This window comes from Streptomyces sp. S063 (assembly GCF_002832675.1).
GTDB classification, from domain to species: Bacteria; Actinomycetota; Actinomycetes; order Streptomycetales; family Streptomycetaceae; genus Streptomyces; species Streptomyces sindenensis.
The window spans coordinates 5,808,840-5,828,299 of the sequence record NZ_CP021707.1 but is presented as its reverse complement, the minus strand read 5'-3'; the positions used below and the strand labels follow the sequence as shown (position 1 = coordinate 5,828,299).

The following is a 19,460-nucleotide window of genomic DNA, read 5'->3' as shown; positions in this document are numbered from 1 at the left end:
TGCAACAGCTCAGGGTGGACATCTCCCGCGCATGCCCACCCTGATGTGCTGCTGTGCTGTGCGAACCCGGTCAGAAGTTCGCCGCCGCGCGCTTGTCACCGGCGCGGTAGGTGGGCGAGGCCTCCAGGACCTTCTTGGCGATGTCGTCAAGGTTGGCGCGGATCGCGTTGGCATCCGCCTTCCACCTGTTCTGCGCGGTGGTGTAGGCCTGCTTGGCCTCACCCTCCCACAGCTCCGAAACGTTCGCGATCATGGTCCTGATCTCGTCGAGGTCCCTCGCGAGTTGCGCGGCCTGCTTCTTGATCTCGCCGGCCGCGAGATCCAGGCTCGCGTACGTGACGACCGTCGTACCGTCGTTCTTTCCCATGTGATCCTCCGCTGAGTTCTGGTTACGGGATAAGGCTCAGTAGCCGTTCAGGCTGCTCTTCGCACCGCTGGTGGGCCCCTGAACGTCCACACTGGTGAGAGCCGCGCGGATCTCGTCCTCGTTGTCGCCCGAGATGGTGCGGGCAGCCTTGATGGACTCCTGGAAGCCGGCGAGCTGCTTGGCCAGATCGACCATGCGGTTGTTGATCTCGGTCTGCTTCAGGTTGAAGTGGTTGGCGCCGATGCCCTGCCACTTGCCCTCGAGGTTGTCGATCGTCGCGTGGAGCTGCTTGACCTGCCCCTTGACCGCTTCGAACTTGATGGTGAGGTCACCCTCCAGCTTCAGGAGGGCGGCATCTGAGACCTTCTGGTCTGCCATGGTTCTCTTTCCCTTTCGGTTGGTTCTGCAAGGCCGGCGTGAGGCGCCGGCCGGTGCATGCGGAACGTGTGGTCAAGCGGCCTTGCGCCTGCGGACCACGGCGTAAGCGACCCCTCCGAGCACGGCCACGGCTGCGGCCACTCCGAGGATGAGGCCCAGCTGGTTTCCGTCGTCGGAGGAGTTGGACTCCTTCACCGCCACGGCCTTGTCGCCTTCTGCGCCGTTCTTGGCGGGCTGCGGGGAGGCCGAGGTGGAGGCCGAAGGCTCGGACGACTTGGCGGCGCCGGTCGTCTTCTCCTTGGTGAGCGGGCTGATGTCCGGGGGGCCGGGGTCGCCCTTGCCCTTGAGGACGTTCATCGAGGGGCGGATGAGGCCGTGGCCGAGGTACTTGCTGCGCACGCCGTCTTCCCAGTCGCGCCCGGCTGTGTCGAGAAGTACGTTCAGGACCTGGTTGGCCGTCCAGTCGGGGTGGAGGGACCAGACGAGGGCTGCGGAGGCGGAGGCGATGGCGGTGGCGGCGCTGGTGCCGCCGTCGCCGTCGCAGTAGCTCTTGAAGGAACTGTCGCACCAGCCGGGAACGTCACTTCCGGGAGACGCGAGATCAACCGTGCCCGCGTGCTGCGAATAGTACGAGACCTTCCCAGCGCGGTCTGCTGAGGCAACACCTACTACCTCAGGGTATGCGGCTGGATACCCCCTCTTATTTTGCTTATGTCCTTCGTTGCCTACAGCCGCGAAGAGCAGCTTCCCTTTGCTTTCGGCATACTTGATCGCTTCATGCTGCTGAGGCGAGGTGTAAAAACTACCGAAGGACATGTTAATGATTCGAGCATCACTGTCGGCCGCAGCGCGGATGGCATTCGCAGTGTCCTGGATCGTGATGGAAGGCTTCTCCTTCTCAAATTCACCCAGGGCAATGCGCATGGGGAGGATCTTGGCTCCTGGGGCGAGTCCCTTCAGACCGCCTCCCTTGCCTGTTCCGGCGATCATCTCCGCCACCGTCGTACCGTGACCGCTGTAGTCGTCGGTTTCGTCTCCCGGCGCCTCGGTTGCGTCGACCCCCTTGAGAACCTGTCCCTGCAGTGACGGCGTGGACGAATTCACGCCCGAGTCGATGACAGCAATCTTGATGCCTTCGCCGGTCGTGACCTTCCACATGTCCTCGGTCTGCATCGCGCTGAGGTACCACTGCTTCGACTGTGTGTCGGCTGCGGCAGGCTGCGCCACGCCAACGAATAGCACACTCCACGAAGCGGCCACAGCCAGCGTGCCGAGCACCCGCACGCGCCTCCGAGCTCGGCTCATTCCTGCTGTCATCCCGACTTCCGAACCTTCCCTGGGACTGCTACTCGACCACCGGCGGCACGGCCCCGCGCCGTCCGGCATTCCACGTCTCTTCGTCTTCTGTCAGGTAGTCGGGACGGGTCGACCCATGGGCCTCGTCCTCCCGGCCGTTGTTCCGGCGACCTGCGGGCCCCCGTACGAGGCCCGCGCCACCGGCGGTGAAGCCCTTGGTGTTCGAGCCGGTACCCGCAGCCTTGCGGGGTGCTCCGACGACTCCGTTGGCGCCGGAAGCGGGAGTGGCTCGGCCTCCGGAACGAGAGGGAGCAGCAGCTGCTCCACGTCCCCCGATCACTCCGCGCTGACCGGTACCTCCGGCAGCGGCTCGGCCCTGAGCCGGCGTCTGCTGGGGGGTTCCACCGACAATGCCGTTCCTGCCTCCGGCACGGGGACCGGCACCGGTGGACGTACCACCGGGGCCAACGGGGGGCCGACCACCCGTCACACCGGATCGACCGGCAGTCGGCACCTGTGACTGCGGTCCGGCCGGCGGACGACCGTTGAACGTTCCTCCGCCCCCCATCGGGCCGGGACGACCGATCGAGGGACCCCCTTGCCCCTTGGCGACGGGACCCATGCCGGTGGACTGAGCCTTGCCCAGTCCCTGGCCGGCCTGACTGACCGTTCGCCCCATGCCTGTCGGCCCCGTCGAACGCTTTGTACCGCCCTGCACAGGGTTGGTGAGGGTAGGCGGCATGAGCGTCGGCGGAGTTCCGGGCGGCCCCGTCGTGGGCGTCGGTGACGGTTGCGGTGGCGTGGCAGTAATCGGCGCCGTGGCTTGCGGAGGCGCAACGGTGTTGATCTCTGTGCCAACAGCCCTGTCCGGCAGAGGTGCCGAGCCGAGAACCTCGGCCGGTGACCGGTTCGTTGCGGCTGCCGCACCAGAGGACCCTGAGCTCAAACGTCCCGTAGCATCGAGCACTGGGCTGTTGCCAAAACTCTCGGAGCGCTCGCCGGACGTACCAGAAGCCGGAGGGCGCCAGCCCTCACCCGGCGGCGGCATATCAATATCCAGAGGCTTATCGAACCGCGGCGGCTCCTGCCCCTCCAGCCGCTCCCCCGAGACCGAGTAGTACGAGGCCAAACGGTTGATCTGGTTGATGGCCTCCTGGCGGTCTTTCTCCACCTTGAGGGCCGCCTGGTACTCCGGGTTGTCCGCGACCCGGCCCGGCAGTTCGATGTCGTCCGGGCTCTTGCGGACCTGGCGGGTGTCGCGGGGCGGCATGGCGCTGCGTACGGAGGCCAGGCCGGTGCCGGCGACCGTGATCTGCGTGCCGGCCACGTCCGCGAAGTCGCCCAGCTTCCGGGCGTGGGCGACCAGGCCCTTGCCGAAGGCGCGGAAGGCCGTGCCGGACTCGCCGTGCCAGTCGACCCCCTTCATGTTGTCTTCCAGCTCCTGGGCCGCTTTCTTGATGGCGTCCCTGGCGTCCCAGAGTGACTTGCCCGCGTTCTCCAGGTCTTCCGGCTTGGTGTTCTCCACCAGGTCGATCATGGAGTTGAGCTGGAATCCCTCGAAGGAGGTACGGCCGACGGGCCCTCCGACGAAGGGCATCCGACCGATGGCCTCGGAGATGTCCGTCTGCGCCATCTGAATCTTGACCTGCGCCTGATCCTGCACCCGCTGCTCGGCAGGCGTCAGGTTCTCCTGCTTGTCGTCGCTCATTCCGCCCCCCACCCGGATTCGACCTGCTTGTCGTCGCTGGTCTTTTCAGGACCCTTTTCAGCCTTGGCGTGCTTCTCGTTCTCTTCGTACAAACGAGCCTGGATCTCGTGAAAGCGCCGCCTGACATCGTCCTCGACATTGTCGAAACCCACCGCCGCCGCGTGCACCCCCAAGCTCAGGTACTCGATCTGATCGCCCAGGGACTTGGAGAGCGAGACGAGGGAGGTGTGGACCCGGTTGTACTGGGTGTACAGGCCGTCCGCCTCGGCGAAGCAGGCGTTCTGGCCGCTCAGCGACGCTCGCGTGATCTTCTGGTCGGCCACCTTCGTCTTGCTGGCCGCCGAGCCCTCGAAGTCCGCCAGCAGGGCGTCGACGCTCTTCTTGAACTTCTCCAGCGCGCCGACCCCGCGCTTGAGGTCACCCGTACCTTCGGACACCGTTATGTCCTCCCCGTTGTTCTGCATCCCCGTTTGCTCGGCTCGTTCCGCGTTGCTATCGCACTGACACGGTCCGATCCGATCTCATCGTGACAACTCTAGTCACTGGCTACGACAGCGCCAATCGACTTGGTGGCCACGTGACTTGTCTCATGGCCGGGCTCTTGACGAACCTTCACCGTTTCTCCGCTCCCCCTCACCCGGCCGCCTGTTCCCTGCGTCGTCGGCTGTCCCGTACGGCCACTGCCGTGCCCGCGATGGCCGCCACCAGGACGCCGCCGCCGACCATCACGTACGTCGCCAGGCGGGCGTTCCGCTCGTCGGCCGTTTCGCCCAGGTGAAGTTCGGCGGGGGTCGGGGCTTTGCCCTTGCTCATGCCCTCGCTCGCGATCGGGCGGTCGATCGGCTTGTCGTCCTCGGTGAGGGCGCGTACCGGGTCGACGACGCCCCAGCCGACGGCGCTGTCGTGGCCGGCGATGGAGCGTTCCGCCGTCTGCTGGATCTGCGCGACGATCTGCGCCTGCGTCCAGTCGGGGTGCTTGGCCTTGATCAGGGCGGCGACCCCGGCCACGTACGGGGCGGAGAAGCTGGTTCCGTTGTCGGAGCAGTGTCCGCCGCCGGGGACCGTGGAGATCATGTCCACCCCGGGGGCGGCGATGCCGACGAAGTCTCCGGACTGGGAGAAGGGCGCTCGTTCGTTGTTGCGGTCGGAGGAGGCGACGGCCAGGACGCCCTCGAAGGAGGCCGGGTAGGTCTCCTTGACGTTTCCGCCGAGTCCGTCGTTGCCCGCCGAGGCGACGACCACGACGTTCCGGGCGAGGGCAGCGTCGACGGCTTGTTTCAGGGCGGCGGACGGCTTCACGGCGTCGGCGGTGTCCTGGGAGATGTTGATGATGTCGGCCTTCGCCTCGGTGGCGGCGTAGGTGATCGCCCTGGCGAGGGTCGCCGTGTTGCCGTGGCCCTCGGCGTCGTTCTGCTGGATCGGGATGATCGTCGCGTCCGGGGCGAGGCCGCTGAAGCCGGTGCCCTTGGCCTCGCGGGCGGCGATGATGCCGGCGACCTTGGTGCCGTGGCCCACGGTGTCCGTGGTGCCGTTCTCCTTGCCGCGCTCGATCTTCATGCCGTCGTCGGTCTTGAGGCCCTTCGGCAGGTAGTTGCGCCCCGCCTTGACGTCGACCGCCGGCCTGAGCTGGTCGTTCCTGATGTCGACGCCGGTGTCGATGACGGCGACGCGTACGCCCTTTCCGGTGGACTGCTTCCAGAGCTCGTCCAGCAGGACGCGCTGCAACGCCCAGGGACGCCCCGGGTACTTCTTGGACGGGAACGTGCACTGGGTCGAGTCCTCGGCCGCCGCGGGGGCCACCGGCAGGGTGACCAGGAGGACGGCCGTTGCCGCCGCGGCCGTCAGGAGGCGGCGGGTCGTGCGGCCGACGGCACAGGTGTCTGCCATCGTCACGATCCCTGCGGCTGGCGGGCCGCACCGGTGGAGAGCCGGGGGCCGGTCGGCAGAAGTGAGGACCAGGTCGCGGGTACGGGGTTGGGGTCGACGTCCTTGTAGCCCAGCCGGTTCTGCGCCTGCTGCTCCTCCAGCCGCTGACTCTCCCGCTCCTTCTTGCTGCCGGATTCGCCGATGCCGGAGTCGTCCTGGCCGCTGTCGCTGTTGGACTGCATCGCGTAGCGCAGGCCGGTGTCGGTGACCAGGAAGAGGAAGCCCGCGCTGGTGGTGGATCCCTTGAACTGGCGGAAGAACTCACCCGATCCGGGCGTGACGTAGGCGCTGCTGGAGCCGGTGGGGAGCGTCGCGGGGAAGCTCGTACCCACCCAGGTGCTCAGGGTGGTGTCGCCGCTGTCGGCGTCCACGCCCCGCAGAACGTTGCACACGGTGTTCCGGCTGCCCTTCTTGACGTCAGGGGAGTTGACGGGCTCGGGCCTGTCGACCGGCCAGTTCCGTTCCTGGCCGAACGGGGCCCCCGGTTCGAGTTCGGCGGCGCTCACCGGCTTCGCTGTGCCCGCCTGCTTGAGGGGCACCAGCTGCCGGCTGCTGAGCAGGAGCTTGGCGGTGAAGTCCGAGACGGGGGCGACCCTGCCCGGCAGGACGACGTAGCTCTGGGTCTTGGTTCCCGCCGTCGCGGTCAGGACCATGCCGACGCGGTTCGTCTGCGCGTCCAGGGTGCCGGGGGCGCCGGCGGGGGCGCCGGGGGTGCCGTCCACGGTCGGGAAGGTGATGGGGTCGCCGGTGTGCAGCGTGGCCAGCCAGGCGGCGGAGACCCGCTGGGGCTTGGAGTTCTGGTCGACCAGGGTGCGCAGGAGCAGTTCGTCCTTCTGGACGGGGTACGCCTTGCCGGAGGCGTCGACGATGTAGCGGGTCCGGTCCGGGCCCTCGACGTACATCAGCTCGCCACCCCGCAGGGCGTTCTTCCCCTCGGTCTTCTTCTCCTCGCGCTCGGCGAAGATGAAGGTCGCCTTCTGGATCGCCCGGCCGCCCTCCCCGGGGCGTTCGCAGACCGCCCAGCGCTTTGCCGCGCCCGCTTCCTTGGCATCGGGCAGCCGGTCGGGCGCGTACGGGATACCGAGGGTGGCGCCGTGCGGGATCTTGCCGTTGTCCAGGACGGACTCATTGACGTTGACGACGGTTCCCTTGTCCGGGGCGAGCAGGAGCTTGGCGGAGGCCATGTTCAGAACGGGGTGCAGCTGCTTCTTGCCGTCGGTCGTCAACACCACGTACCGGGTGGTGGACTTGCTCGCGATGATGACGTGTTCCTTGGGGGTGTCCCATTTCTGGGGAGCCACCGGCTTGAACATGCCCCAGGCGCCGAACACGGCGAGAACCACGATGGCGATGATGGCCCCGGGCAGCACCGCGCGCAGCGGCCGGGGGGCGCCTTCCTCGGAACCGGTGGGGTTGGGCTGCAGGAACTGTGCGATCAACCTCCGCTTCGCAAAGGTATAGGCGTTGAGCTCGTCCCGCCGTGATGCCATGTGTCCGCTGACCCTTCGTCCCCGGTGATCGAAAGCGATCGGAGCAGGGTCCCACACGCACCGTCGGCCCCCGCTGCCGTACCGCGCCCCTACTATGCCTGCTGGGGTCCCGCTCCCCGTGCTCAGGTAGGGTGACGACCCGATCAACACCCGTGCAAAAAGCGGTGAATACGGACACGAGGGGGCAACGCGGCGATGGGTGCAGCTACGCGCGAGCGTACCGGGCGGGCCGGCCGTCGGGCCGCCGGGACTTCCCGGAGGCAACGCAGCAACCAGCCGCCCGCACCGGCCTCCGATCCGTCCTCGCGCCCCGCCTCCCCCGGGCCGGCCGCACCGGCCGCGACGACCCTGCGTTCGATCTCGCGGACCGACCGGGTGCGCCCGGTGCTGCGTCAGCTCGTGATCGTCGAGCTGGGTCTCGTGATCGCCGCCGTGGGCGCGGCGCTGGGCGGCGCGTGGCTGATCCCCTCTCTCGTGCTGCTCTGTCTGCTGGTCGCGCTCGCGGTGGTACGCCGCCGGGGCCGTGCGCTCCAGGACTGGGTGTCGAGCGCTCTGGGGCTGCGGGCCCGGCGCCGGGCCGCCGCCGGCGCGCCGTCCGCGGACGCGGAGCCGATGCTGGCCCCGGTCGCCGAGAACGTGCCCGGCTTCGCCCCGCACGTCCATGTCGACCGGAACCACCGGACCGTGGGGATGCTCGGCGACGGTACGTTCCTGACCGCCGTGGTACGGGTGCAGGCGAGCGGCGAGTCCCTGCGGCCCGCGTTCGGCGCCCGGTCGCTCCCGTTGTCGCTGCTGGGCGACGCCCTCACGGTCGACGACATCGAGGTGGAGTCTGCGCAGTTGGTGCAGCAGGTGCGGTGCGCACCTGCCCCTCATCTGCCGCAGCAGTCGGTGGCCCGGCTCTCGTACGCGCCGTTGCAGGACCAGACCGGTGCGCCCGCCCTGCGGATGACCTGGGTGGCGGTGAAGCTGGATCCGGAGCTGTGCCGTGAGGCCATCGAGGCGCGCGGCGGCGGTATCGAGGGCGCGCAGCGCTGCCTGGTGCGGGTCGCCGACCATGTCGCGAGCCGGATCACGGGCGCCGGCTTCCAGGCCGCGGTGCTGGACCAGGACGAGCTGAACTCCGCGGTGGCCACCTCCGCGTGTGCCAATCCCATCCTGTCGGGGCGTGCGGGCCGCCCGGATGCCGCACCGCAGCGGCGCACGATGGAGACGTCGCGGGTGTGGCGGTGCGACGACCGCTGGCACACGACGTACGCGGTGGACCGCTGGCCCGAGCTGGGGCGGGGCGCGACGCCGCTGCCGCAACTGGTCGCGCTGCTGACGTCGGTTCCCGCGTACGCGACGACGTTCAGCCTGACGGTGCGCCGAGGCGCACGCCAGGGCTCGACGAGTGTGGTCGGCCATGTGCGGGTCACCGGCGGTTCGGACACCGAACTCATCGGAGTGAGAAGGACGTTGGAGCAGGCCGCCCGGCACGCCAAGGTGGGTCTCGTACGGCTGGACCGCGAGCAGTTGCCGGGTGTCCTGGCCACGCTCCCGCTGGGAGGCGCACAGTGAGCAACCGGACCGAACCCCGGCGCGGGCTGCGCGGCCCCCGTCACGCGGGGCACACCGTGCCCGCGGACCATCTGGGCGCGTTGTCGCTGCCGGTCGGCGACGACGGCGTGATCATCGGGAACGACGCGAACAACAAGCCGCAGCTGATCGGGTTCCACCGCCCGGTGCCGTACGACGTCACGCTGATCGGCGGCCTGTGGACGGCGCAGGTCCTGGCGCTGCGGGCGGCGGGCACCGGCGCCCGCGTGGCGGTCGAGACCGGTCGCGTCCAGGCCTGGACCACGCTCGCCCAGGCGGCCGGCGCCGGGCTGGAGTGCGTGTCCCTGTACGACGTGGGCCGCGTTCCGCCGACGGGTGCGACCGTGGGCAGCCCCGTGGTCGTCGTACGGGACTGCGGCATGCGGCCGCCGCGGGGCCGGGTGGTGTCCTCGCCGTGGCAGTCCGTGCTGACGCTGCTCCCCTATCTGAGCCCCGTCGCACCGCGGTTGATGCGGTCCTCGGCGCTGGTGGGCGTCCAGCGGGTCTCCCCCGGCGAGGCCGAGCAGATCGGCCGGATCCTGGGGCTCGCGCGCGCCGAGTACGAGGCGCTGCCCACGCTGGCGGACGGGGTCACCCTGTGGGTCGCGGGGCGGGAACACCATTGGGTGATGACGAACCCGACCGACGCCGAGACCGGTCTGCTGGGCACAGCTCGCCGGATGGACTGATTCCCGCCGCCGTTCTCCTGTCCCGTTCGGCCCACGGACGCCCCTGTCACCGGGGAACATGGATCACGCACCGAATCCGCTCGATCGAAGGGACGCCAGTCATGGGCACCCAGCAGGAAAAGGACGAGCTCTACGCTCTCGACATCTCCGACGTGACCTGGCTCAGCGCCCCGGGCACCGAGGAGGCCGAGGAGCGCGTCGAGATCGCGCATCTGCCGGGCGGCGGTGTCGCCATGCGCTCCTCGCTGGACCCGGACACCGTCCTGCGGTACACGGAGGCGGAGTGGACGGCGTTCGTCCTGGGCGCTCGCGACGGTGAGTTCGACCTCACGTAGGTCCGGCGTCGGGCGGTTTCCTCGACTCGGGGGCGCGGGGCGCGGTGGTGGACGGCCGCCGAAGTGGCCTTTCCCCCTTCACCCCTGTACGCGTATGGCCGGGTATGCCCGTCTCGCGACCGCCCTTCCCTCACACCTGGTTCACCGGGCCGTGACACGGGGCCCGCGGGGCGGGTTTTGCCGTGCCCTACGCCCTGCCTGAGTTCACCGGATGGCGATTAGGGTGGGTGGGGCGCGGCAGAAGAAACCTGCGAGCAGGTGATGCGCGTCGCAAGGGGGAGAGCCGGGCGGACCGGCACATCGGGAACGGTCGCCCCCACCCACCACGGCACAAGGGTGCTCGACCACACCAGGAGGCAAAGTGAACGGCGATCGGGACGAGATCCGCGGCGGATGGGACCTGCCCGTCGACGAGTCGTCCGACGCGGATCCCGCCGAGATGACGGGTGAGTTCACCATCGACTACACCCCTCCCGCCTGGTACACGCAGAACGCGGCGGGGGACTCGTCGGGAGGAGCGGGCTCGCATCTGGCTCCCCCTCCGCCGCCGGTCGGGGCGCCCGTGTCCTCGCCCGGCCTGTCGGCGGCGCCCGGTGGCTTCGAGCCCGACTGGGCGCCCGCACCGCCGGCGCCCGCCACTCCTTCGGCGCCCGCCGAGCCGGTCGCCTCCTCGGCCGAGGAGGCCCTGGCCGCGCCCGCCGCTCCGGAGACACCGCAGACGCCGGCTCCGGCCGCCCCGACTCCTGTCGCTCCGGCCGCTCCGGCCGCCGAGAGCGCGGATGCCGGTCCGTTCGGCGGTGGCGATGTGGAGAGCGGCGCGACGATGCGGTTCTCGCCCGCCGCGCTCAAGAGGGAAATCGCTGAGCGCGAGGCCGAGGCCGACGCGGCGTCCGCTGCCGGGGCGCAGAGCGACAGGACGGATGAGAAGACTGAGGAGGGCGACGCCCCGGCCTCGTCCGGTACGGGTTCCGAGGACGCTTCCGTGTCCGGTGCGTCCTCGTCCGGTACGTCCTCCGAGCCCTCGGCCTCTCCCGCCTCGCTCACGGACGCCGACTCCCGTACGGACGTGAGTTCCGCAGACACCGAGGACGGCGGTGACGGGGCCGGGACCGGCACGCACGGGGCTCCGGGCGGCGATGACGCGCCCGTCCCCCCCGACGCCGCCGTTACGGACGCGGGTACGCAGGACGTCGTGCCTCAGGACGCGCCGCCCCAGGACGCGCCGCCGCCCGCCGCCGACGCCCCGCAGGCCGCCGCCGCACCGGTGCCGTGGTCACCGCCCGCGCAGGGCGGCGCACTGCCGCCCCTGCCGCCCGCCTTCCAGCCGGCCGCCCCGGCTCCCTCCGCACCGCAGCCCGCGGCGCAGTGGCCCGGTGCCGCCCCGGCGGACCAGGCGCCCGGCGGCTACGGCTTCCCCCAGGCGGGCCCGGCGGGCCGGCCTGGCCAGCCGCCGCAGGCACCCCAAGCACCCCAGGCACCCCAGCCGGCGTACCAGCCGCAGCCGTTCCCCGGTCAGCCCGGGCACCCGGGGGCCGGCCCGAACGCACCGCTGCCGCCGCAGGCGCACCCCCAGGCCCCCCAGGGCGCGGGCGGTTACGGCTTCCCGCCGCAGGGCGGCTACGGCTTCCCGCAGCCGGGTCAGCCAGGGCAGCAGCCGGGCCAGCAGCCCCCCGCGCCCTTCCCCGCCCAGGGCACCCCGAACCTCCCCGCACCCGTCGCCCCGCAGCAGCCGGAGGCGTACGGCCAACAGCCCCAGGCCCAGCCCTCCGCTCAAGGCCAGCCCCCGGCACAGGCCCAGCCCCAGCCGCCGCAGCAGCCCGTCGACCCGCGTGCGGGCGGCGCCTGGCCCACCCCGGTCGCGCACGACCAGCGCGAGCGGTCGGTTCCGGGCGCTCCGCTCGGGTACACCGCGGCCGTCGAGCTCTCCTCCGACCGGCTGGTGCGGGGCAAGCAGAAGGCCAAGAGCAGCCGTAACCCCTCCGCCGCCTCCCGGTTCAAGCTCGGCGGCAAGAAGGAGGAGGCCGAGCGGCAGCGCAAGCTGGACCTGATCCGTACGCCGGTGCTGTCCTGCTACCGCATCGCCGTCATCAGCCTCAAGGGCGGCGTGGGCAAGACCACCACGACCACCGCCCTCGGTTCGACGCTGGCCACCGAGCGGCAGGACAAGATCCTCGCCATCGACGCCAACCCGGACGCCGGTACGCTGGGCCGCCGCGTGCGCCGCGAGACCGGGGCGACCATCCGGGACCTGGTCCAGGCGATCCCGTACCTCAACTCCTACATGGACATCCGCCGGTTCACCTCGCAGGCGCCCTCCGGTCTGGAGATCATCGCCAACGACGTGGACCCGGCCGTCTCGACGACGTTCAACGACGAGGACTACCGGCGCGCGATCGAGGTGCTCGGGAAGCAGTACCCGATCATCCTCACCGACTCGGGCACCGGGCTGCTCTACAGCGCGATGCGCGGCGTCCTTGACCTCGCCGACCAGCTGATCATCATCTCGACCCCCTCGGTCGACGGCGCCTCCAGTGCCTCCACGACCCTGGACTGGCTCTCGGCGCACGGGTACGCGGACCTGGTGCAGCGTTCGCTCACCGTCATCTCCGGTGTCCGCGAGACCGGCAAGATGATCAAGGTGGACGACATCGTGCAGCACTTCGAGACGCGCTGCCGCGGCGTCGTCGTCGTACCGTTCGACGAGCACCTGGCGGCGGGCGCCGAGGTCGACCTCGACATGATGCGGCCCAAGACCCGTGAGGCGTACTTCCATCTCTCGGCGCTGGTGGCCGAGGACTTCGCGCGCGCCCAGCAGCAGCAGGGGCTGTGGACGGCGGACGGCCAGAACCCGCCGCCGCAGTACGCCCCGCCCCTGCCCGGCCAGCAGGGCTACCCGGGCCAGGGCCGGCCGATGCCGGGTCAGCCGGGCGGTCCCGGCCAACCCGCAGCAGCACAGCCGATGCCGGGTCAGCACATCCCCGGCCAGCAGCCGTACGCTCCCCAGCAGCCCGGCCCCGGCCAGCCCTACGCCCCACAGCCCCAGCAGCCCGGGCAGCCCCAGCAGGGCCACCAGCCGCAGCACCCCGGCCAGCCCGGGCAGCAGCCCTACAGCGGTCAGCCCTACGGCGGGCAGCCGCCGTACGGGGGATATCAGGCGGCCGGGCAGCCGGGCGCACCCCAGGCCCCTTACCCGCCGCAGGCTGCGCCGGGCGGACCGCAAAACGGGTGGCAGCAGTCGCCTCCCCCGCAGGCCGGGCCCGGTACGCCCGGCGCCGGTGTGCCGCAGCAGGGGCAGTCGGAGCAGCAGGGTGGAGCGGCCAACCCGGCAGGTCAACCCGATCCGCAGGGTCCCGTCCCGCCGGCCGGCTGGCAGCAGACGCCTCCGCAGCAGCCGCCGTCGGCACCTCGGCAGTAGGCCGGCGACAGGGTCGCCGGAACGGCCAAAGTGGTTGAGACCAATGAGGGCTCGCATCGCTCACGCGGTGCGAGCCCTTCCGCATTCCCGCAGCCCACACGCGGTTTGACACACCGTTGACGAGCCTCGACCACCGCTGATAGACCTTCGCTTCACCACCTGACGAACCTGAGATCCACCCACCTTGTTCAGCGAGTGATGACGTGAGGTCACCGTCCATGGTCACAAGAGTTCCCCACCACTCCGTCCGGCCACGCCGACGCCTACGCCTCCTGCTGGCCTCCGGAGCGGCCGCCCTGGCGCTCGCCGCCGGGTCGGTCGTCCCGGGCAACCCGCTCGCGCCCACGCCCTCCGAGGCCCACGCCGACGACGGGAAGACGACGCTCACGGTCGCCGTCGCGCAGAGCGTCGACTCCCTCAGCCCGTTCCTGGCCCAGCGGCTCCTCAGCACGAGCATCCACCGGCTGATGTACGACTACCTCACCAACTACGACCCCAAGGACAACAAGGCGATCCCGGGTCTGGCCACCGCCTGGGAACCCTCCGAGGACAAGCTGACGTGGACGTACACGATCCGCTCGGACTCGAAGTGGTCCGACGGGCAGCAGGCCACCGCCGAGGACGCGGCCTGGACGTTCAACAAGATGATGACCGACGAGGGCGCGGCCACCTCCAACGGCAGCTTCGTCGGCAACTTCGAGAAGGTGACCGCGCCAAGCAAGGACAAGCTGGTCATCACGCTCAAGGAGCCGCAGGCCACGATGGCCGCGCTCGACGTCCCGATCGTCCCCAAGCATGTGTGGGAGAAGGTCGGCGACTTCTCGAAGTTCAACAACGACAAGGACTTCCCCGTCGTGGGGAACGGTCCGTTCATCCTGACGGACTACAAGGTCGACAGCTATGTGAAGCTGAAGGCGAACAAGGACTTCTGGCGCGGGTCGCCCAAGTTCGACGAGCTGGTCTTCCGCTACTACAAGGACCAGGACGCGGCCGTGGCCGCCCTGCGCAAGGGTGAGGTCTCCTTCGTCGCGGGAAGCCCGAGCCTGACGCCCGCGCAGTCCGCCTCGCTGAAGAACGCCCCGGACATCAAGGTGAACGACGCCCCGGGCCGCCGCTTCTTCGCGCTCGCCGTCAACCCCGGGGCGCGGACGAAGGACGGGCAGAAGTTCGGCGACGGGCACCCGGCGCTGCTGGACCAGAAGGTGCGGCACGCGCTGTTCATGGCGGTCGACCGCAAGACCATCATCGACAAGGTCTTCCAGGGCCACGCCGTCGAGGGCGAGGGTTACATCCCGCCGCGCTTCGGCGACTACTTCTGGAAGCCGGCGGACGGGCAGAAGCTCGCCTACGACCCGGCGAAGGCGGCCTCCCTCCTCGACGAGGCCGGGTACAAGAAGAACGGTCAGGGCAAGCGCGTCGGCAAGGACGGCAAGCCGCTGGACTTCCGTATCCTCTGCCACGCCACCGACCCCAACGACAAGGCGATCGGCAAGTACCTCCAGGAGTGGTGGGGCGAGCAGGGCATCGGGCTGAAGGTCGACTGCCTCGACAACGTCTCCGACCCCTGGTACGCCGGTGAGTACGACCTCGCCTTCGACGGCTGGTCCGTCAACCCCGACCCCGACTTCGTCCTCTCCATCCACACCTGCGCCGCCCTGCCGACCAAGGCGAAGGAGTCGGCCGCCACCGACAACTTCATCTGCGACAAGCAGTACGACGAGCTCTACAAGAAGCAACTGGCGGAGTACGACCCCGCCAAGCGGGCGGATCTGGTCAAGCAACTGGAGTCGCGGCTGTACGACACCGGGTACATGAACGTCATGGCGTACCCGAATGCCGTCGAGGCCTACCGCACCGACCACATCGAGTCCATCACCACCATGCCGTCGGCCGCGGGCAACATCTACGGCCAGGACGGCTACTGGAGCTGGTGGTCGGCGGTCCCGGCCGCCGGGGCCTCCTCGTCCGGTTCCTCCGACTCCGGTGGCTCCTCCACCGGGGTGCTCGTCGGGGTCGGGATCGCCGTCGTCGTCCTCGCCGGTGGCGGACTCCTGTTCGCCATGCGTCGCCGCTCCACCGCGGAAGACCGTGAATAGTCCATGAGCTCAGAAATCACTCCCGCCCTGCGACAGGGCGCGGCGGGCGTGGAGAGCACCGAATCCGACGGCCCGGCTCCGGCCGGGCCGTCGGCCCGCTCCCCACGCTCACGCAGTACGGCCGCCTACGCCCGCTACGCGGCGGGCAAGCTCGGCGGGGCGGCCGTCTCCCTCTTCGCCGTCCTCGTCACCAGCTTCTTCCTCTTCCGCCTGATCCCCGGCGACCCGGTCAAGCAGATGACCGGCGGCCGCCAGGTGTCGACCGAACAGATCGCGGCGATGCGCCGTGAGTTCGGACTCGACCTGCCGCTGTGGCAGCAGTTCACGCAGTACTGCGGCAAGGCGCTCACCGGCGACTTCGGTACGTCGTACCAGTTCCGCGCCCCGGTCATCGACAAGATCACCGAGGCACTGCCCGCCACCCTGCTGCTGACCGGTACCGCCTTCGTCATCTACACGCTGCTCGGCATCTGGCTGGGCGCGCGCTCCGCGTGGCGCAACGGCAGTGCCGGGGACCGGGCCAACACGGCGTTCGCGCTGACGCTGTACTCGGTGCCCTCGTTCTGGCTCGGTCTGCTCCTCATCATCACCCTGTCGGTGGGTATCGGCCCGATCCCCGGGCTGTTCCCGACCGGCGGTATGGAGTCCGGCGACACGGAGGGTTTCGACCGGGTGCTGGACATCGCCCACCACCTGGTGCTGCCCGTCGTCACGCTGGTCGCCGTGGAGTACGCGCGCACCCTGCTCGTGATGCGCTCCTCGCTGCTGGACGAGATGGGCAGCGACTATCTGACGACGGCCCGCGCCAAGGGGCTGCGTGACGACCTCGTCCGCCGGAAGCACGCCGTGCCGAACGCGATGCTGCCCACCGTCACCCTGCTCTTCGTCAACCTCGGTACGACGGTGGCGGGGGCGATCCTGGTGGAGACGGTGTTCTCCTGGCCGGGCCTCGGCGGCCTCTTCTACCAGGCGCTGAGCGTGCCCGACCTGCCGTTGGTGCAGGCGCTGTTCTTCGTCTTCGCCGCCGCGGTGATCCTGATGAACACCCTCGCCGATGTGATCTATCCGCTGCTCGATCCCCGGGTGGGCCGATGACGACGTCGATGGAGAAGCCCTCCGAACCGCAGGAGCCGAACGCCCGCACACCCTCGCAGCCCCCCGGGGGCGTACGGGCACAGAGCCCGCGCGCCCTGACCCGGGCGCGGCGGCGGCAGGCGGTGGCCCGCTTCTGGCGGCAGTACCGCACGCACCGCGCCGGCCTCGTCGGGCTCGCCGTGCTCGCGGTGATCGCCCTGCTGGCGCTGACCGCCCCGCTCCTGGCCGGGGCCGACTCACAGAGCGTGACGAACGCCCCGGGCGGCCCGCTGGAGGAGCCGAGCGGTGACTTCCCGCTCGGGACCGACCAGTTCGGGCGCAGCCTGCTGGCCCTGATGCTGTGGGGCACGCGGGTGTCGCTGACGGTCGGGCTGCTCGCCGCCTTCCTGTCGGTGGCGATCGGCACCCTGATCGGGATCACCGCGGGCCACTTCAAGGGCTGGTACGCCACCGTCATCATGCGGGTGACGGACTGGTTCCTGGTGATGCCGACCCTCGTTCTGGCGATCGCCCTGGCGACGGTCCTGTCCCGGTCGATCTGGACGACGATCCTGGCGATCGGCGTGACGACCTGGCCGACGACCGCCCGTCTGGTCCGCGCCCAGACGCTGTCAGTCGAGTCCCGCCCGTACATCGAGCGCTCGCGGGCGCTCGGCGGGGGGCACGGGCACATCATGTCGCGCCACGTCCTGCCCAATGTCATGCCGCTGGTGCTGGCGCAGACCACGCTGGTGATCTCCACCGCCATCCTCACCGAGGCGACCCTCGCCTTCCTCGGGCTCAGCGACCCCACGGTCGTCTCCTGGGGCGGTCTGCTCCAGGACGCCCGTGAGGCCGGCGCGGTCAGCTCCGGCAACTGGTGGTATCTCGCTCCGCCCGGACTCGCCATCGCCGTGGTCGCCCTCGCCTTCACGCTGTGCGGCCGCACCATCGAGTCCGTGCTCAACCCCAAGCTGGGGGTGTCCCGTTGACCGCCACGACCACGACCACCACGCCGAACCCGGATCCGTCCGGCTCGCCCGGCCTGTCGGAGCCGGTCGGCGAGCCCCCGCTCCTGGAGGTGCGGAATCTGACCGTCACCTACGGCGGCGGGGCCGACGCCGTCCCCGCCGTACGGGGGGTCGATCTGCGGGTCGAGGCCGGACAGAAGCTCGGCATCGCCGGGGAGTCCGGCTGCGGAAAATCCACCCTGGCGCTCGCCCTGCTCCGCCTCCTGCCCGCGACGGCGAGGCTGACGGGTGAGATCCTGCTCGACGGCGAGGACGTCCTCACCATGAAGTGGGGTCGTCTGCGGGCGGTCCGGTGGGCGGGCGCGTCGATCGTCTTCCAGGGCGCGATGCACTCGCTGAACGCGGTGCACCGGGTCGGGGACCAGATCGCCGAGCCGATCCTGCTGCACAGCAAGGCCACCCCGGCCGCCGCCCGCAAGCGCGCCGGTGAGCTGCTGGAACAGGTCGGCCTGCCCGCCGCCCGCGCGCAGGCGTATCCGCACGAGCTGTCCGGCGGGCAGCGCCAGCGGGTGATGATCGCGATGGCGCTCGCCTGCGATCCGCGCCTGATCGTGGCGGACGAACCGACGACCGCGCTGGACGTGATGATCCAGGCGCAGATCCTGCGCCTGATCGAGCAGTTGGTGTCCGACCAGAACGTCGGCCTGATCATGATCAGCCATGACCTGGCGGTGCTCGCCGACACCTGCGACCGGCTCTCGGTGATGTACGCGGGGCGGGTCGTGGAGGAGGGCCCGGCCCGCCAGGTGTACACGGACGCCCGTCACCCGTACGGCAGGGCACTGTCCGCCGCGTTCCCGAGGATCGGGGACCTGTCCTCGCGGCACGCCCCGCGCGGGCTGCCGGGCGACCCGCCGGATCCGGCGGCGCTGCCGGGCGGCTGTACGTTCCATCCGCGGTGCACGGTGGCGCTGGACATCTGCGGCACCGAGGACCAGGAGCTGCGGGAGGCGGGGGCCGAGCGCCGGGCGGCCTGCGTCCTGGTGGACGAACCGGCCTCCCCGGGGGCCGACGACATGAGGAGCACGACATGAGCACCGTCCCTCCGGTCGGCACCGCGCCCCTCCTCAGCGCCGAAACGCTGAAGGTCGCGTTCCCCGGCCGGCGCGGGGCCGCCACCGCCCGGGCCGTCGACGGCGTCGACCTGGACATCCGGCCCGGCGAGATCGTCGCGCTGGTCGGCGAGTCCGGCTGCGGCAAGACCACGCTGGCCCGGTCCCTCCTCGGCCTGGTCCCGCCCACCTCCGGGCGGGTCACCTTCGGCGGCGCCCCGCTCGACTACACGGGCCGGGCGCTGAAGGCGTACCGCAGACGCGTGCAGCTGGTCCTCCAGGACCCCAGCGGCTCGCTCAACCCCCGGCACACGGTGTACGACGCGGTGGCGGAGGGGCTGCGCATCCACGGGTACGCGGGCGACGAGCGGGCCGCCGTGTCGGATGCCCTCTCCCGGGCCGGCCTGCGCCCGCCGGAGCGGTTCTTCCTGCGCTTCCCGCACGAGCTGTCGGGCGGTCAGCGCCAGCGCGTCGTGATCGCCGGGGCCCTGGTGCTGGAGCCGGAGCTGATCGTGGCCGACGAGCCGGTGGCGTCGCTGGACGCGTCGGTACGGGGCGAGATCCTGGCCCTCCTGCTCCGCCTCCGGGACGAACTGGGCCTCTCGGCGCTCGTCGTCACCCATGACCTGGGGCTCGCCTGGAATATCGCGGACCGGGTGGCGGTGATGTATCTGGGCCGGATCGTCGAGACGGGCCCGGTCGAGCAGCTGCTCACGGCCCCTCAGCACCCGTACACCCGGGCCCTGCTGTCCGTGCTCCCCGAGGCGGAGGGCGAACCGGTGGTGCTGGCCGGCGAGCCGCCGGACCCCTCGAAGGTGCCTTCCGGCTGCCGGTTCCACGTCCGCTGCCAGGTCCTGGGCTCCGGCGAGGCGGAGCGGGCGGGGGTGGCGGAAGCCTGCCGCACGGTGGATCTGCCGGTACTGAACGGGGGCGGGGGCGCCCAGGTGGCGTGCCACTGGGCGGCGGCGTGCGCCGGGGAGAGCGGGGGCGGGTCCGCGGACGTACCGACGGCCTGAGAGCCGCCG

16 protein-coding genes are annotated in these 19,460 nt (G+C 70.6%); 9 read left to right on the top strand and 7 right to left on the bottom strand.

The window, feature by feature from the left end:
• Positions 1 to 70 precede the first annotated feature (70 nt).
• From CCZ36_RS26950 to eccB, 7 genes are all read right to left on the bottom strand, one after another.
• Positions 71 to 367: a WXG100 family type VII secretion target gene (locus CCZ36_RS26950; RefSeq protein WP_069739604.1), complete on the bottom strand. Its 297-nt coding sequence runs from the start codon at positions 365 to 367 to the stop codon at positions 71 to 73.
• Between the two features lie 36 nt (positions 368 to 403).
• The gene (locus tag CCZ36_RS26945; protein WP_069739603.1) at positions 404 to 745 is read right to left on the bottom strand and encodes a WXG100 family type VII secretion target; all 342 of its coding nucleotides are present in this window, start codon (positions 743 to 745) and stop codon (positions 404 to 406) included.
• 72 nt (positions 746 to 817) lie between these two features.
• A complete protein-coding gene (locus CCZ36_RS26940) occupies positions 818 to 2,062 on the bottom strand; it encodes a S8 family serine peptidase (protein WP_128818747.1) in 1,245 nt (414 codons plus the stop codon).
• A gap of 28 nt (positions 2,063 to 2,090) precedes the next feature.
• Positions 2,091 to 3,749, bottom strand: coding sequence for a hypothetical protein (locus CCZ36_RS26935; protein WP_128818746.1), 1,659 nt, complete (start codon positions 3,747 to 3,749; stop codon positions 2,091 to 2,093).
• A complete protein-coding gene (locus CCZ36_RS26930) occupies positions 3,746 to 4,213 on the bottom strand; it encodes a hypothetical protein (protein WP_069739600.1) in 468 nt (155 codons plus the stop codon). Before CCZ36_RS26930 ends, CCZ36_RS26935 begins: the two co-directional genes overlap by 4 nt.
• A 169-nt stretch (positions 4,214 to 4,382) precedes the next feature.
• A complete protein-coding gene (mycP, locus tag CCZ36_RS26925) occupies positions 4,383 to 5,636 on the bottom strand; it encodes a type VII secretion-associated serine protease mycosin (protein WP_069739599.1) in 1,254 nt (417 codons plus the stop codon).
• 2 nt (positions 5,637 to 5,638) lie between these two features.
• Complete coding sequence (eccB, locus tag CCZ36_RS26920; RefSeq protein WP_128818745.1) at positions 5,639 to 7,165, bottom strand: type VII secretion protein EccB; 1,527 nt, start codon at positions 7,163 to 7,165, stop codon at positions 5,639 to 5,641.
• Positions 7,166 to 7,360: 195 nt separating this feature from the next.
• Between eccB and eccE the strand changes: the two genes are divergently transcribed.
• The 9 genes from eccE to CCZ36_RS26875 all read left to right on the top strand — a co-directional run bounded on the left by eccE (position 7,361) and on the right by CCZ36_RS26875 (position 19,451).
• Positions 7,361 to 8,725: a type VII secretion protein EccE gene (eccE, locus tag CCZ36_RS26915; protein ID WP_069739597.1), complete on the top strand. Its 1,365-nt coding sequence runs from the start codon at positions 7,361 to 7,363 to the stop codon at positions 8,723 to 8,725.
• Positions 8,722 to 9,432: a hypothetical protein gene (locus CCZ36_RS26910; RefSeq protein ID WP_032770050.1), complete on the top strand. Its 711-nt coding sequence runs from the start codon at positions 8,722 to 8,724 to the stop codon at positions 9,430 to 9,432. The genes eccE and CCZ36_RS26910 overlap by 4 nt, the downstream gene beginning before the upstream one ends.
• Positions 9,433 to 9,533: 101 nt before the next feature.
• On the top strand, positions 9,534 to 9,767 hold the full coding sequence (locus tag CCZ36_RS26905; protein WP_010061864.1) for a DUF397 domain-containing protein: 234 nt from the start codon (positions 9,534 to 9,536) through the stop codon (positions 9,765 to 9,767).
• A 361-nt stretch (positions 9,768 to 10,128) separates the two neighbouring features.
• Complete coding sequence (locus tag CCZ36_RS26900; RefSeq protein WP_128818744.1) at positions 10,129 to 13,182, top strand: SCO5717 family growth-regulating ATPase; 3,054 nt, start codon at positions 10,129 to 10,131, stop codon at positions 13,180 to 13,182.
• A 218-nt stretch (positions 13,183 to 13,400) separates the two neighbouring features.
• On the top strand, positions 13,401 to 15,278 hold the full coding sequence (locus CCZ36_RS26895) for an ABC transporter substrate-binding protein (protein ID WP_069744681.1): 1,878 nt from the start codon (positions 13,401 to 13,403) through the stop codon (positions 15,276 to 15,278).
• Between the two features lie 3 nt (positions 15,279 to 15,281).
• Positions 15,282 to 16,373 (top strand): ABC transporter permease, encoded by a 1,092-nt coding sequence (locus tag CCZ36_RS26890; protein WP_069744680.1) that lies wholly within the window; start codon positions 15,282 to 15,284, stop codon positions 16,371 to 16,373.
• Positions 16,370 to 17,344: an ABC transporter permease gene (locus CCZ36_RS26885; protein ID WP_237302747.1), complete on the top strand. Its 975-nt coding sequence runs from the start codon at positions 16,370 to 16,372 to the stop codon at positions 17,342 to 17,344. Before CCZ36_RS26890 ends, CCZ36_RS26885 begins: the two co-directional genes overlap by 4 nt.
• On the top strand, positions 17,290 to 18,417 hold the full coding sequence (locus tag CCZ36_RS26880) for an ABC transporter ATP-binding protein (RefSeq protein WP_443069821.1): 1,128 nt from the start codon (positions 17,290 to 17,292) through the stop codon (positions 18,415 to 18,417). The genes CCZ36_RS26885 and CCZ36_RS26880 overlap by 55 nt, the downstream gene beginning before the upstream one ends.
• Positions 18,414 to 19,451, top strand: coding sequence for an oligopeptide/dipeptide ABC transporter ATP-binding protein (locus CCZ36_RS26875; RefSeq protein WP_128818742.1), 1,038 nt, complete (start codon positions 18,414 to 18,416; stop codon positions 19,449 to 19,451). The genes CCZ36_RS26880 and CCZ36_RS26875 overlap by 4 nt, the downstream gene beginning before the upstream one ends.
• The last annotated feature ends 9 nt before the right edge of the window (positions 19,452 to 19,460 follow it).

What these genes read in the sequence shown, in the direction of transcription:
- CCZ36_RS26890 (WP_069744680.1), top strand. Translation starts at nt 15,282, where the DNA reads ATGAGCTCAGAAATCACTCCCGCCCTGCGACAGGGCGCGGCGGGCGTG.
- CCZ36_RS26885 (WP_237302747.1), top strand. Translation starts at nt 16,370, where the DNA reads ATGACGACGTCGATGGAGAAGCCCTCCGAACCGCAGGAGCCGAACGCC.
- eccE (WP_069739597.1), top strand. Translation starts at nt 7,361, where the DNA reads ATGGGTGCAGCTACGCGCGAGCGTACCGGGCGGGCCGGCCGTCGGGCC.
- eccB (WP_128818745.1), bottom strand. Translation starts at nt 7,165, where the DNA reads ATGGCATCACGGCGGGACGAGCTCAACGCCTATACCTTTGCGAAGCGG.
- CCZ36_RS26950 (WP_069739604.1), bottom strand. Translation starts at nt 367, where the DNA reads ATGGGAAAGAACGACGGTACGACGGTCGTCACGTACGCGAGCCTGGAT.
- CCZ36_RS26905 (WP_010061864.1), top strand. Translation starts at nt 9,534, where the DNA reads ATGGGCACCCAGCAGGAAAAGGACGAGCTCTACGCTCTCGACATCTCC.
- CCZ36_RS26940 (WP_128818747.1), bottom strand. Translation starts at nt 2,062, where the DNA reads ATGACAGCAGGAATGAGCCGAGCTCGGAGGCGCGTGCGGGTGCTCGGC.
- CCZ36_RS26895 (WP_069744681.1), top strand. Translation starts at nt 13,401, where the DNA reads ATGGTCACAAGAGTTCCCCACCACTCCGTCCGGCCACGCCGACGCCTA.
- CCZ36_RS26935 (WP_128818746.1), bottom strand. Translation starts at nt 3,749, where the DNA reads ATGAGCGACGACAAGCAGGAGAACCTGACGCCTGCCGAGCAGCGGGTG.
- CCZ36_RS26945 (WP_069739603.1), bottom strand. Translation starts at nt 745, where the DNA reads ATGGCAGACCAGAAGGTCTCAGATGCCGCCCTCCTGAAGCTGGAGGGT.
- mycP (WP_069739599.1), bottom strand. Translation starts at nt 5,636, where the DNA reads ATGGCAGACACCTGTGCCGTCGGCCGCACGACCCGCCGCCTCCTGACG.
- CCZ36_RS26930 (WP_069739600.1), bottom strand. Translation starts at nt 4,213, where the DNA reads ATGCAGAACAACGGGGAGGACATAACGGTGTCCGAAGGTACGGGTGAC.
- CCZ36_RS26875 (WP_128818742.1), top strand. Translation starts at nt 18,414, where the DNA reads ATGAGCACCGTCCCTCCGGTCGGCACCGCGCCCCTCCTCAGCGCCGAA.